Origin of the sequence: Kribbella sp. NPDC051952 (genome assembly GCF_040680855.1) — a bacterium.
GTDB lineage: Bacteria > Actinomycetota > Actinomycetes > Propionibacteriales > Kribbellaceae > Kribbella.
In genome coordinates this window covers 30900-44215 of the sequence record NZ_JBFAXQ010000021.1, presented here as the reverse complement: position 1 = coordinate 44215, position 13316 = coordinate 30900, and the positions used below count along the sequence as shown (strand labels likewise).

General features: G+C 68.7%; 13 protein-coding genes and 1 pseudogene. 6 read left to right on the top strand and 8 right to left on the bottom strand.

All coding sequences use genetic code 11. From position 1 onward, the window contains the following. The first annotated feature begins 43 nt into the window (after nucleotides 1-43). From AB0L70_RS31330 to AB0L70_RS31310, 5 genes are read left to right on the top strand one after another with little or no spacing between them, the layout of a single operon-like run. Complete coding sequence (locus AB0L70_RS31330; RefSeq protein ID WP_363690373.1) at nucleotides 44-1399, top strand: extracellular solute-binding protein; 1356 nt, start codon at nucleotides 44-46, stop codon at nucleotides 1397-1399. Nucleotides 1400-1401: 2 nt separating this feature from the next. Further along, nucleotides 1402-2334 carry a sugar ABC transporter permease gene (locus AB0L70_RS31325; protein ID WP_363690372.1) on the top strand — a complete coding sequence of 311 codons (933 nt, stop codon included), beginning with the start codon at nucleotides 1402-1404 and terminating at the stop codon, nucleotides 2332-2334. Then, entirely contained in the window at nucleotides 2331-3221 is an 891-nt protein-coding gene (locus AB0L70_RS31320) for a carbohydrate ABC transporter permease (protein WP_363690371.1), read from the top strand. Before AB0L70_RS31325 ends, AB0L70_RS31320 begins: the two co-directional genes overlap by 4 nt. A 30-nt stretch (nucleotides 3222-3251) precedes the next feature. Then, a complete protein-coding gene (locus tag AB0L70_RS31315; RefSeq protein WP_363690370.1) occupies nucleotides 3252-4595 on the top strand; it encodes a GH1 family beta-glucosidase in 1344 nt (447 codons plus the stop codon). A 12-nt stretch (nucleotides 4596-4607) separates the two neighbouring features. Next, complete coding sequence (locus tag AB0L70_RS31310) at nucleotides 4608-5678, top strand: LacI family DNA-binding transcriptional regulator (protein WP_363690369.1); 1071 nt, start codon at nucleotides 4608-4610, stop codon at nucleotides 5676-5678. Here AB0L70_RS31310 and AB0L70_RS31305 read toward each other — a convergent pair. The 8 genes from AB0L70_RS31305 to AB0L70_RS31270 all read right to left on the bottom strand — a co-directional run bounded on the left by AB0L70_RS31305 (nucleotide 5668) and on the right by AB0L70_RS31270 (nucleotide 12889). After that, nucleotides 5668-6150: a 2,4'-dihydroxyacetophenone dioxygenase family protein gene (locus AB0L70_RS31305; protein ID WP_363690368.1), complete on the bottom strand. Its 483-nt coding sequence runs from the start codon at nucleotides 6148-6150 to the stop codon at nucleotides 5668-5670. The two genes, AB0L70_RS31310 and AB0L70_RS31305, sit on opposite strands and share 11 nt — an antisense overlap. Nucleotides 6151-6160: 10 nt before the next feature. Next, nucleotides 6161-6838 (bottom strand): SDR family oxidoreductase, encoded by a 678-nt coding sequence (locus tag AB0L70_RS31300; RefSeq protein WP_363690367.1) that lies wholly within the window; start codon nucleotides 6836-6838, stop codon nucleotides 6161-6163. A 95-nt stretch (nucleotides 6839-6933) separates the two neighbouring features. After that, complete coding sequence (locus AB0L70_RS31295) at nucleotides 6934-7602, bottom strand: hypothetical protein (protein WP_363690366.1); 669 nt, start codon at nucleotides 7600-7602, stop codon at nucleotides 6934-6936. Between the two features lie 88 nt (nucleotides 7603-7690). Beyond that, nucleotides 7691-8386 (bottom strand): hypothetical protein, encoded by a 696-nt coding sequence (locus AB0L70_RS31290; protein ID WP_363690365.1) that lies wholly within the window; start codon nucleotides 8384-8386, stop codon nucleotides 7691-7693. 79 nt (nucleotides 8387-8465) lie between these two features. Further along, complete coding sequence (locus tag AB0L70_RS31285) at nucleotides 8466-9992, bottom strand: precorrin-2 C(20)-methyltransferase (RefSeq protein WP_363690364.1); 1527 nt, start codon at nucleotides 9990-9992, stop codon at nucleotides 8466-8468. After that, nucleotides 9989-10621, bottom strand: a complete 633-nt coding sequence (locus tag AB0L70_RS31280) for a precorrin-8X methylmutase (protein ID WP_363690363.1) — start codon at nucleotides 10619-10621, stop codon at nucleotides 9989-9991. The genes AB0L70_RS31285 and AB0L70_RS31280 overlap by 4 nt, the downstream gene beginning before the upstream one ends. After that, nucleotides 10618-11712, bottom strand: coding sequence for a precorrin-3B synthase (locus AB0L70_RS31275; RefSeq protein ID WP_363690362.1), 1095 nt, complete (start codon nucleotides 11710-11712; stop codon nucleotides 10618-10620). Before AB0L70_RS31275 ends, AB0L70_RS31280 begins: the two co-directional genes overlap by 4 nt. A 10-nt stretch (nucleotides 11713-11722) precedes the next feature. Next, nucleotides 11723-12889: an MFS transporter gene (locus tag AB0L70_RS31270; protein ID WP_363690361.1), complete on the bottom strand. Its 1167-nt coding sequence runs from the start codon at nucleotides 12887-12889 to the stop codon at nucleotides 11723-11725. Between AB0L70_RS31270 and AB0L70_RS31265 the strand changes: the two are divergent. Then, nucleotides 12888-13298, top strand: a pseudogene (locus AB0L70_RS31265) (DUF664 domain-containing protein); the annotation flags it as partial. The gene AB0L70_RS31270 and the pseudogene AB0L70_RS31265 overlap by 2 nt on opposite strands. Nucleotides 13299-13316 lie beyond the last annotated feature (18 nt).

Below are 13316 nucleotides of genomic sequence, written 5' to 3'. Positions count from 1 at the left end.
TCTGTGAGCGATCACAGACTCGACTGTTCCGGAGAGGTTCACCATGGTTCGTTCGACCTCAGAGGCCGGCGTCGGCCGCCGTGGCTTCCTGCGCGGTGTGGCCGGCGCGGGCCTTGCCCTCAGCCTGCCGGCCGGTCTGGCCGCCTGTTCCAGTGACGACGAGCCGGCCGCGGCGCCGCAGCCCGCGGGCGATCCGGACGCGCCGGCCAAGCTGACCTTCTGGACCTGGACGACCGGGATCGACAAGGTCGTCGCGATCTGGAACAAGAAGAACCCGAGCCAGCAGGTGACGGTCAGCGCGCAGGCGCAGGGCGAGGAACTGCTGACCAAGATCGTCACCGCGCACCGGGCCGGCAATCCACCCGACCTGATCCACGCCGAGTACCAGGCGCTGCCGGTGCTGATCACCAACGGCGTGACCGCCGACCTCACCACACTGGCCGGACAGGTGAAGAGCGCGTTCACCGACGGCACCTGGGGACTCACCTCGTTCGGCGGCAAGACGTACGCGATCCCGCAGGACGTCGGTCCGATGATGCTGTACTACCGCGCCGACCTGTTCGACCAGCTCGGACTGACCGTGCCGAAGACCTGGGAAGAGTTCGGCGCGCTCGCCGCACAGGTGCGGTCCAAGGACCCCAAGCGATACCTCGCCACCTTCTCCTCGGGCGATCCGGGCTGGTTCGCGGGCCTGGCCGAGCAGGCCGGCGCGAACTGGTGGACCAACGACAACGGCACCTGGACGGTGTCGATCAACGACGAGCCGACCAAGAAGCTCGCCAAGTTCTGGGGTGACCTGGTGAACGCCGGAACCCTGCAGGGCAAGCCGATGTACACGCCGGAGTGGAACAAGGCGATGAGTGACGGCACCCTGCTGGCCTGGCCGAGCGCCATCTGGGGTGCGGGTGTGCTCCAGGGCGTCGCGCCGACCACGAAGGGCAAATGGAAGATGGTCCCGCTGCCGCAGTGGGAGACCGGCAGTACGACGACCGGATTCTGGGGCGGGTCCGCGACCGCGATCGCGGCGAAGTCCAAGCAGTCCGCCCAGGCACAGAAGTTCGTGAAGTGGCTGAACACCGATCCGGAGGCGCTGGAGGCGTTCGTCAGCTTCGGTGGCATCTACCCGGCCGCGACCGCGGGGCAGTCGACGCCCGCACTGGCCAAGGCGCCGGCGATGATGCCGAACCAGCCCACCTTCTTCACCGAGGCGGCCGAGATCGCGAAGGGTGCCCGCGGATTCACCTGGGCGCCGAACGTGAACGTCACCTACAGCCAGTACAGCGACCTGTTCGCGAAGGCGATCCAGACCAAGGGCGACTTCGGCGCGACCGTCGACCAGTTGCAGGCGGCATCGGTCGCGGATCTGAAGAAGCAGGGCTTCCAGATCAAGGGGTCGTGACGGTGGCCGCACTGTCCCTGCGCAGCCCGGCGACCCGTCCACGGCGGGTCGGCGGCGCGGCGCCGTACGTGTTGCTGCTGCCGGCGTTGGTGTTGCTCGTGCTGTTCCTGATCATCCCGATCGGGTACACCATTTGGCTCAGCGTGCGCGCGTCCCGGGTCACCGGTGGTGGGCTCGGGCTCCGGAAGGAGTCGTTCGTCGGCCTGGCCAACTACGTCGGCGCGATCACGGATTCGGCGTACGCGCACTCTGTCGTGCGCATGCTCGGGTACGGCGTGATCGTGGTGCCGACGATGCTCGGACTGGCCCTGTTGTTCGCGCTGCTGCTGGACTCCCGCGGAGCCCGGTTCACCAGGTTCACCCGGCTCGGCATCTTCCTGCCGTATGCCGTCCCCGGGGTGATCGCTTCGCTGCTGTGGGGATTCCTCTACCTGCCCGGTGTGAGCCCGATCCGGGCAACGTTCGACTGGATCGGGATACCCGCGCCGGACTTCCTCGGCTCGGGCACCGTGCTCTTCTCGGTCGCCAACATCGGCATCTGGGGCGGAGTCGGGTTCAACATGATCGTGCTCTACACCGCGCTGCGCGGTCTGCCGGCCGAGCTGGACGACGCCGCCCGGGTCGACGGTGCGAGTGAGCTGCAGATCGCCTTGCGGATCAAGGTTCCGCTGATCGCCCCCGCACTGGTGATGACGGGGATCTTCTCGCTGATCTCGTCCCTGCAGGTGTTCAGCGAGCCGTCGACGCTGCAGCCGCTGACCGACTCGATCTCGTTCACCTGGGTGCCGCTGATGACGATCTACCGCGACGCCTTCGTCAACAACGACATCTACACGGCCGCCGCGGCCTCGGTACTGCTTGCCCTGGGCACCTTGGTGGTCTCGCTCGCCGTCCTGAGTTTCCTGCAGAAGCGCGCCTTCGGGGAGGATCGATGAGTACGGCGGTACTGACCCGGCCCGAGGCGGTTCGGGCCGACGCGCGCCCGCCGCGACGTACCCGGTATGTGTCCACGGCGATCCTGCTGATCGGGGCGCTGTACTGCCTGCTGCCGGTGGTCTGGGTGGTCATCGCGGCCACGAAGGGGCCGGGGGACCTGTTCACCACGTTCTCGTTCTGGCCCAGCTTCAACGGCGGCTTCGGCTACAACATTACGCACCTGCTGGAGTTCCGCGACGGGATCTTCTGGAAGTGGGCCGGCAACAGCCTCCTGTACGCCGGAGCCGGATCGCTGCTGTCCGTGGCGATCTCGGTGACAGCCGGGTACGCGCTGGCGAAGTACCGGTTCCGCGGCCGGGAGACGCTGTTCCGCTGCATCCTGGCCGGTGTCCTGGTCCCGCAGATCACGCTGGCGGTGCCGCAGTACCTGCTGATGTCGAAGCTCGGCCTGGTCAACTCGTACTGGTCGGTGCTGCTGCCGAGCATCATCAGTCCGTACTGCATCTACCTGTCCCGGATCTACGCGGCCGCGGTGGTGTCGGACGACATGCTCGAGGCCGGCCGGATCGACGGTGCGGGCGAGTACCGGCTGGCCTGGTCGATCGGGATCCCGCCGATGATCCCCGGCATGGTGACGATCTTCCTGCTGCAGTTCGTCGCGATCTGGAACAACTTCCTGCTGCCCTACATCATGATCTCCGACGACCGGCACTTCCCGATGACGGTCGGCCTGTTCTCGATGCTCAACCAGGGCGCCAGCCAGCCGGCCCTGTACTCGCTGGTGATCATGGGCGCGTTCCTGTCGGTGCTGCCGCTGATCGCCCTCTTCCTGTTCCTGCAGCGCTACTGGCGCATCGACCTGGTCAGCGGCGCCGTCAAGGGCTGACCTTTCTCAACCACTACTGGAGGACCCTGTATGAGTGACGCACCCCGTCCGACCGATACCTTTCCCGAGGGCTTCGTCTGGGGTGCGGCCACCGCCGCGTACCAGGTCGAGGGCGCGGTGGACGCGGACGGTCGTGGCCAGTCGATCTGGGACACGTTCTGCCGTGTCCCAGGCGCGATCGCCGGTGGTGACACCGGCGACGTCGCCTGCGACCACTACCACCGGTACGCCGAGGACATCGGGTTGCTGGCGGATCTCGGGCTCGGCGCCTACCGGTTCTCGATCGCCTGGCCGCGGGTGCAGCCGGACGGGGCGGGTGCGATCAATCAGAAGGGCCTGGACCACTACCGCCGGGTGGTGGACGAGTGTCTGGCCCGCAACGTGGTGCCGTACCTGACGCTGTACCACTGGGACCTCCCACAAGCCCTGCAGGACAAGGGCGGCTGGCCCGCCCGCGATACGGCGTACAGGTTCGCGGACTACGCGGCGGTGGTGCACGACGCGCTCGGGGACGTCGTGAAGCACTGGATCACGCTCAACGAGCCGAAGGTGTCGAGTCACGCCGGCTACGGCAGCGGCATCCACGCGCCGGGGATCAAGGACCAGGTACAGCGTGACCGTGCGGTTCACCACCTGATGCTGGCGCACGGCCTGGGACTGCAGGCACTGCGTGGCGGCCGGCACTCACAGGACCAGGTCCTCGGCATCACCCTCGACGTGAGCCCGGTCAAGCCGTTCACCGACTCCGATGCTGATGTCGCGGCGGCGCGGCGGGTCGACGTCGACAGCCACCGGCTGTTCCTCGACCCACTGCTGGGCGGCGCGTATCCGGTCGAGCTCGACGCAGTGGAGGACGGGGACCTCGAGCTGATCAGTGCGCCGATCGACTTCCTCGGAATCAACTACTACCGCCGAATCCTCGTCCAGGCCGGTCCCACCGGTGACGAGACCGTCCTGCCCGCGGGCGTTCCGGTCACCTCGGTGAACTGGCCGGTCCAGCCCGACGGCCTCCGGGAAGTCCTGGTCGAGCTGCATGCCGACTACGACCTACCGCCTGTGTACATCACGGAGAACGGCGCCGCGTACGACGACGTACCCGCTGAGGACGGGACCGTCGACGACCCGCTGCGCGTGGACTACCTGCAGGGACATCTGGCTGCGTTACGGACCGCTGTCGCCGCTGGGGTTGATGTCCGTGGGTACTTCGTCTGGACACTGCTGGACAACTTCGAATGGGCCGAGGGCTACGCCAAACGGTTCGGCATCGTCCACGTCGACTTCCCGACCCAGACCCGTACGCCGAAGAGCAGTGCGGGCTGGTTGGGTCGGGTGGCGCGTGCCAATGCCCTGCCGTCCGGTAGCAGTACGGCCTGACATGATGTGCCCGTGACAGGCAGGGGGACGTCCGCCGGCGAGCCCGCCGCACACCCGAAGTCGCGGGGTGCGGCGCGACGGGCCATGCGGCGTGGACCCACCATCGACGACGTCGCCGAGCTGGCCGGCGTGTCCCGCGGCACGGTGTCGCGGGTCCTGAACGGCGGCCACTACGTCAGCGCCCCCTCGCTCGAGGCGGTCCGCAAGGCGATGGCCGCCACCGGCTACACGGTCAACCAGAGCGCGCGCAGCCTGGTGACCAAGCGGTCGAACGCGATCGGATTCGTGCTGTCGGAGCCGCAGGAGCGACTGTTCGAGGACCCGAACTTCAGCGTGCTGCTGCGGTCCTGCACGCAGGCCTTGGCCGAGCAGGACATCAGCCTGGTGCTGATGCTGGAGTCCAGCGACGCCGAGCGGGACCGGATCCTGCGGTACGTCCGCGGCGAGCACGTGGACGGGGTGCTGCTGATCTCGTCGCATCTCGGCGACCCGCTGATCGCCGAGATCGCCGAGAGCGGCGTACCGGCCGTTGTCTGTGGCAAGCCGCTCGCGCCCGGCGACGTCCTTCCGTACGTCGCTGCCGACGATCGCGAGGGCGCTCGGCAAATGACCCGGTACCTGGTCGAGAACGGGCATCAGCGGATCGGGATGATCAGCGCGCCGCAGATCGCCGGTGGGCAGGAGCGGCTGCAGGGCTACCAGGACGTGCTCGGGCGGAAGGCCTTCAAGCGGCTCGTGGTGTCGGTGACCGACTACAGCCAGGAGGCCGGCCGGCAGGCGATGGCGAAGCTGCTCAAGGCCAGCCCGGACCTTGACGCCGTCTTCGCAGCCTCGGACCTGCTGGCCTCCGGTGCGTTGATGGAGCTGCGCCGGGCCGGTCGCAGTGTTCCCGACGAGGTGGCCGTCGGCGGGTTCGACGACTCCCGGATCGCCCGGGAGTCGGACCCCCCGCTGACCACGATCCGGCAACCGCTGGAGTTGGTGGCCCGCGAGATGATCGACGTACTCCTGCGCCGGATCGACGGTGCCGACGAGGGGCCGCGGATCCTGCCGACCGAGCTGGTGGTCCGGGCTAGCGGATGAACTGGTCGACGTAGTCCGCACCGAGACCGTTCGCGCCGTAGTGGTCGCGGCACAGCTGGATCTTGGTGAAGGTGTCCTCGTACCCGATCTGGTTGCCGTCGTCATCGACGTAGATCATCGCTCCGGAGATGTTGAAGAACGTGATCATCTCCGTGCAGTCCTCCGGCACGCGCAGTGTGTGGATCTCACCCGGCGGCTCGTACACGAACGACCCGGTCTCGGCGACCCACTCGTGTTCGTCGTACTGCCATTTGCCCTTGATCACATAGCCGAACACCGCGCTCGGGTGCCGGTGCCGGGACACGATGCCGGAGCGGGTGACCTTGAGCAGGTTGCACCACTGGCCGGTGATCGTGTTCAGCATCAACGGCCGGAACCACACGTCGGGCGCCTGCTGCACCCACAGCCGGTCGTCGTCCGGCACCGCCGGTACGGCGATCTCCGCGGGTACACCTGCTGAAATCGGGATCATCCACTGCTCCTTACATGCTCTGGTAGCCGCCGTCGACGGGGAGGACGGTGCCGGTGATGAAGCCCGCGTCCGGGCCGGTGAGGAAGGCGATGGCGCCGGCGACCTCTGCGGGCGTGCCCCACCGGGCCATCGGCGTACGGGACAGGATCCGGTCCGACGCGTCCGGGTCGGCCTGCAGGTCGGCGGTCAGGTCGGTGGCGATCCAGCCCGGTGCGACGGCGTTCACCCGGATCCCGTCGGCCGCCCAGGCGACCGCAAGCGACTTGGTCAGCTGCACGATCCCGCCCTTGGAGGCGCTGTACGCCGGTACGAGCGGACCACCGAAATAGCTCAGCATCGAGGCGACGTTGACGACGCAACCGCCACTGGCGGCGAGCAGGTCGTGGGCCGCCTCGGCCGCCCGCATCGCGCCGGTCAGGTTGATCTCGACGACCTCCCGGAACACCTCCGGCCGGTGCTCGTCACCGCGCCGGATGATCCCGGCCGCGTTGACCAGTACGTCGAGGTGCTCGAGCGAGCCGATCAGGTCCTCCAGCGCGCCCGGCTCGCGGAGATCGAGCTCGACCTCGTCAGGTCCTGGCTTGAGACCGGCCGCGACGACCTGCAGTCCGTCGGCGGCGAGACGCCGTACGGTGGCCGCCCCGATCCCACTGGTGCCTCCGACGACGAGCGCAGTACGGGCTGGCATGCCTGGCATCCTGCTCGCCCTGAGTGATCGCGGCAAGCAAGACCCGGACGGCGGATAGGAGCTATCCGCCGTCCGGGCCTACTGCTGACCGATGGTCAGTCGGTCGTTCGATCGCCGCTGAGGTCGATGCGGCGGTGGTATCGCTGGCCGGCGATCCCGCCGACCAGAGCTGCGAACAGGGTCACGACGATGGCGATCCCGAGGACCAGCAGTCCGCCGGCGGTCAGCGTGTGCTGCCCGATCGAGACGGACGGGAGATCGACCCGGTCCAGTACGTCGTACTGCGAGCCGGCGACTCCGGCGATGGCGCCGACGATCAGCGTCACGACCACGCCGATTCCCCAGACGCCGAAGCCCTGCCGGGCACCGTCGAACCGGGCCAGCCGGCCGGCGACGTACCCGCCGTTGTAGTAGGCGATCGCGAGGATCAGGACCAGGACCGCGCCGGACACGACACCGATGGTGCCGGCCTCGTCCCCAGCGGTCGTCCAGTCGATCGTCGTCGCGTAGTCGACGCCCGCAGCGATCGCACCGACGATTCCGGTCAGCAGCGCGGTCAGTCCGATCGCGACCAGCCAGCCGAAGAACGCGGCGCCGCCCTTGAAGCCGCGGTACGCCGGATCCACCTCGGCGGCGGCCGACGTCTGGATGTCCGCGCGGTGGTGCGGTGCCGGTGCTTGGACCTGCTCGCGCTCGGCGCGCTGCAGGGGACGAGTGTCGTCGACCTGCTTCGCGTCCGCGTCGTCACGGTAGTGCTGGACCATGTTCGGTTCTCCTCACCAGACAGACCCCGTGCATCCCTCCGGTACCCGCCGGAATGCTGGCTATGCGTGGTGAGGCGACGACTTTCTGCTAGTCGAGCAAACGGTCGATCTTGTCGTGGTACCGCTTGCCGGACTTGCCGCCGAGGATCGCGGCGCCGAGCGTCAGCAGCAGGAGTGCGGCGGCGGCGATAATGCCGCCCATGCTGAGGGTGTCGTTCGAGAGGGCGATATCGGGGCGGTCGAGGTCGGTGAGGAAGTCGTACTGGTGGTTCAGGAGGGCTCCGACGCCGGCCGCGAGCACCGAGACCACCAGGGCGATCATCCAGACACCGAAGCCGTTCCGCCCGCCGTCGAACCGCGCGAGCCGGCCGGCGACGTACCCGCCCGCGTAGAACGCCAGCGTCAGCATGAGGACGGTCACGGCGGCCACGGTGACGGAGGCAGCGCCGGGGTCCGCCTTGGCGTCATTGGTGGTGTAGTCGAGGACCTGCGCGGTGCCGAGGGCGGCGCCGGCGACGGCGGCCATCAGCAGCACGGACATGGCGATCGCGATCAGCCAGCCGAAGAACGCGGCGCCGAACTTGAATCCGCGGTAGGACAGCAGTTCCGGGTCGACCTCCTGGTCGACCGCTGCCATCGTGCCGGTGGTCGGCGGCTGGTCCGGGATGATCGCGACGTTGCTCATCGCCCGGGCGGCGGCAGCGCGGGCCTCTTCGTACCGTTGCGTGGGATTCGTCTCGCCGCTGGGGATCGTGGCGGTGGTCTCGCCGTACTGCTGACTCATGTCCGCTGTTCTCCTCACTGGTCACCCTCGCGCCGTGTCTACCCTCTGACAGCGCGTCTGACACAGGCGGAGGGCGGATTTAACCGGCTCCTGGCCTGCCCTCACTCATCGTCGCCGGATAACGGCGTGGAGTGAAGACCAGGGGACCGGCCGGGCGTGGCACGGTACGGGTCTGGGACGAGCCGACCAGCAGGAGACAGCGCATGTCAACCGTTTGAGGGTCGAGTTCCGCCAGCGTTGTCACGGTGATGGCTTCCTGCGGGCCGCCGACGTCGCGGCCGATCACGACCGGCGTGTCGGGAGAGCGGTGCTCTCGAAGGAGATCACGTGTCGCTTCGACCTGCCAGGTGCGGGATTTCGAGGCCGGGTTGTAGATCGCGATCGCCAGATCCGCCTTGGCGGCCGCGGTGATCCGGTCGGCGATCACTTCCCAGGGCTTCAGCCGGTCGGACAGCGACAGGACGCAGTAGTCGTGCCCGAGCGGTGCGCCGACCCGGCTGGCGACGGCCTGGGCCGCGGTCATACCGGGGAGCACGCGGACGGCGATATCGGCGTACTCCGGCTCCGACGCGACCTCGGTGACCGCACTGGCCATCGCGAACACGCCGGGGTCGCCGGAGGAGACCACGACCACCGTGGAGCCCTTGCGGGCCAGATCGAGGGCGAACGCGGCCCGCTCGGACTCGACCCGGTTGTCCGAGCCGTGCTTGCGCTGGCGGGCGCGGTCCGGCAGGCGGTCGACGTACGGGCCGTAGCCGATCAGGTCGTCGGCACCTGCGATCGCGGCGCGCACCTCGGGGGTCATCCACTCCGGTCCGGCCGGTCCGAGGCCGACGACGGTCACCGAGCCGTCGGTGGCGCTCTTCGGCGGCGGGGGAGCGAACGTGCTGTTCATCGGGCTCGGAAGCAGGGCGAGGGAGAAGTACGGGACCTCGTCGGGGTTCACGTCATTGAGCGGTGCTGTGCGCTGGGCGTCGGTGGTCGCGCGTTCGACGTACCAGGCCTCGTCTGCTCGGCCGGCCAGCTCGAAGGCCTCGCGGACGTTGTGGAACGTGCGTCCGAGCTTCATCACCGCGGCCGCGTCGGTGGTCCGCAGGCGCTCGGCGAGGACGTCCGGCGGCAGCGTGCCGGGGAGGACGGTGAGGATCTCGTCCCGCTCGCACAACGGCCGTCCGAGTACGGCGGCCGCGGCACTGACCGAGGTCACGCCGGGGACGACCTCGCACGGGTAGTGGTCGGCCAGGCGTTTGTGCATGTGCATGTAGGAGCCGTAGAAGAGCGGGTCGCCTTCAGCCAGTACGACGACATCGCGGCCCGCGTCGAGATGCGCAGCCAGCCGCTCGGCGCAGTCGGCATAGAAGTCGTCCATCGCGCCTTGATAACCGCCGGGGTGATCGGTGGTCTCAGTCGTGAGCGGGTAGACGAGGTGCTCCTCGAGCTGACCCTCCTTCAGGTACGGCGCCGCCACCGAGCGGGCGATGCTCCGACCGTGCCGAGCACTGTGGAACGCGATCACATCGGCCGCCCCGATCAGCCGCGCCGCCTTGACCGTCACCAACTCGGGATCGCCGGGTCCTAACCCGACACCCCACAGCCGACCTGTCACTCTTCCTCACTCGCAATCGCATTCACGGCGGCCGCGGTGATCGCACTCCCACCGCGTCGGCCTCGCACCACCAGGTACTCAAGGTCCAGCCTGTTCGCCGCCAGCGCGTCCTTCGACTCGGCCGCTCCGATGAACCCGACCGGGATCCCGAGCACGGCGGCAGGTCGCGGACCTCCGGAGGCGATCACCTCCAGCAACCGGAACAGCGTGGTCGGCGCGTTGCCAACCGCAACAACCGATCCTTGTAGGTGGTCGGCCCAGAGGTCGACGGCGGCCGCGCTTCGAGTGGTCTGCTGTTGCCGGGCCAGCTCTGCCGTGCGTGGATCTTGCAGGGTGCAGATGACCTCGTTGTCCGCCGGGAGTCTGCGTCGGGTGATGCCGGCGGCAACCATCTGCGCATCGCAGAGGATCGGTGCGCCGTCCTGGAGTGCGGCTCGCGCGTTCTTCACCACGTTGGGCGACCAGGCCAGGTCTTTGACCAGATCGGTCATTCCGCAGGCGTGGATCATCCGTACGGCGACCTGCGCGACCTCGGCCGGGAGCGCGCCGAGCGCGTCCGCCGCCTCTGTTCGGATCGTCGCGAAGGACCGTCGGTAGATCTCCGCACCATCACGCACGTAATCGTTCACATCGGCTCCCCGTCGACCAGATACCCGTTGCCCACAGCAAGCACATCCACAAAGTCGCCGGCAGGTTTGCCGCACCGGCGCTCACACCCCGACCAGTGCACCCGTCTCCCGTCCCGCCGCATGCCCGGCATCACCTGCCAGGCATCGGCCCGCACGTCCGCCAGCGCCTTGCTGCACTTCGGCTGTCCCGCGCAGGCGGTGACCCCGCCCCACACCGAGCCGGCGGTCGTCACCAACCCGACGGCCTCCAACTGTCCTGCGGCTGCCGCCGGCACGACCACCGACCGCCAGGGCGTAATCCGGATCTCGTTGGAATGCTCTGTCAGCACGGCGGCTTGTTCCTGGGTGAGGGTGCCGAGGGGGACTGTCACGACGAGTGCTGATCCGTGCTGCCCTGCCTCGATCGTGGCGGAGGTGGTCGGGAGGACCTCGGTCGCGTGCAACCCGAGCCGGTTGAGCACCCGCTCCGCCCCGTCCGCCAGCTCAGCGATCCGCCACTCCTCGCCGTCACGTTCGTCCAAGAACGCCTCAGCCGCCGCAACCATCAGCCCAGGCACGTCACCCCACCCCACCCGCACTGCGCTGGTCCCGAGGTGCAGCAGAGCCTCTCTCTCATCCACCGCCCGCACCGCGACATCAGCCCGCACCCCGGCCAAGTCCCCGCGCCCGTCGTCCAACGCGAACAGGAACCGACCGGGCAGCTCAGCCAACCGCGGCCGCGCACACAGTTCACGGTCAACCGCAGCCACCACGGGGAGTACGTCGTACCGGCTGTGCTGGTCCAGTCCGGTGAGTGGGGACGCGAGGACGTTGCGTACGCGCTCGTGGGTGATCGACGGAAGCAGTCCCGCGCCGTACAGCCGTTCCGACAGCTCACGCGGCCCGTTGGCGCGCAGTGCGCGGATCTGCACGTTGCCTCGGGAGGTGAGCTCCAAGCGCCCGTCACCCAGGTCAGCGGAAGCGATCCGCAGTACGTCGAGCTGGGCGGCGCTCAGCGCGCCACCCGGCACGCGCACCCGCGCGAGACCCCCATCAGCCGCCTGGTGCACAGCCAGCACACCGGGGCATCGATCGGTCTCGGTCCTCACCACACCTGGGATGCTACGTCCCCGGCGCCTGCTGTGTTCTGCACCACAGCACCACCCCGGCCGCGAACGCCGCAACCACCCCGCCGCACACCATCGCGGCCGACACGGACCACGCGTCCACCAGCAACCCACCCAGCAACGCACCGGTCGACAGCACCGCTTGGAACGACGACGTGAACAGCACGGTCGCCGCTTCCCGCGACCCCGGCACCGCCCGCGCGAACATGCCCATCGAGCAGACCGGCACACCGCCGTACCCGAGTCCCCAGACCACGAGCAGCACCAGGGCTCCCGGCGTACTCCGTCCGACGACCGGCATGAGGAGGGTCGCCAGCGCGATGAGGCCGGCGCAGGTGGCGAAGGTGGCGGTCAGGTTCCGGGCGGCCGTCGTACTGGCGACGAGGTTGCCCACCAAGCCGGCGGCGCCGTAGACGAGGAGCAGGAGGCCGATCAGCTCCGGGCGTACGACGGTCCGGAGGAACGGAGTCACGTACGTGTACGTGGCGAAGTGGGCGGTCACGATCAGACAGGTGACGATGAGGGCGTTCCGGCTGGGACGGATCGCTTGCCGCAGTACGGCGGCCCGGGTGACCTGCAGTGGGGGCAGTGCGGGCACGGTGAAGTAGAGAGCGGCCAGGACGACGAGTGAGAGCAGTCCGAGGGCGGCGAACGACGTACGCCAGCCGGCGAGCTCACCCACGAACGTGCCGGCCGGTACGCCGACCACCGAGCCGAGCGGGACCGCGGAGAAGATCACCGCCGTCGCCCGCACTGTCCACTGCTCCGGCACCAGCCGCGCCGCTAGCCCGCCTCCGATCGACCAGAAGCCGCCGAGCGTCAGGCCGACGAGGAACCGGGCTAGCAACTCGAGCCAGTACACCGGCGCCGCCGCAGCGAGGAACCCGGCCGCGGCGAGCAACACCATCAACGCACACAACATCACCCGTCGATCGAGCTTCGCCGTCGCGACTGTCACCACCGGCGCCGCCACCCCCGCAACCAGCCCCGGCATCGTCATCAGCCACCCCGTGCGCCCCGACGTCAGCCCAAAGTCGGCCCCGATCGGCGTGAGCAACCCAATCGGCAAGATTTCCGTGGTGGTGATCGCAAAGATCCCCAATGTCACCGCAACGACCCCGAGCCACCGGACGGTCGACGTACGCGTCATCACAACACTCATGCCACCCACCCAACCCACCCGCTTCCCCACAAACTCGCGGTTTCACGCCACCGCCCTCAACGTCGCATTCCCGCCACTAACCTCGGCTCCCGGGGATGTCGGCGGGGCATGGGAGGGTCGGAGGATGGTGCTTAGGGAGCGGGCGTGGCCAGGGGACGGGTTGGCTTTGCGGGAGTCGGTGGTCGGCTACTTCGGATTCGTCCACGCGACTGTGATGAACAAGCTGGAAGGACTGGACGAGCAGCAGGCTCGGGCGACGCCGATCGAGACTTCGCCCGTGATGAGTCCGTTGGGCCTGGTGAAGCACCTGACCGCGGTCCAGCGGCAGCACATCCAACGGACCGCCGGCGGCAAGGATCTACCGTCGCTGTGGCGCCCCGACGATCACGACTTTCGAGTTCAGGATCGGGCCGGACGAGACGGTCGC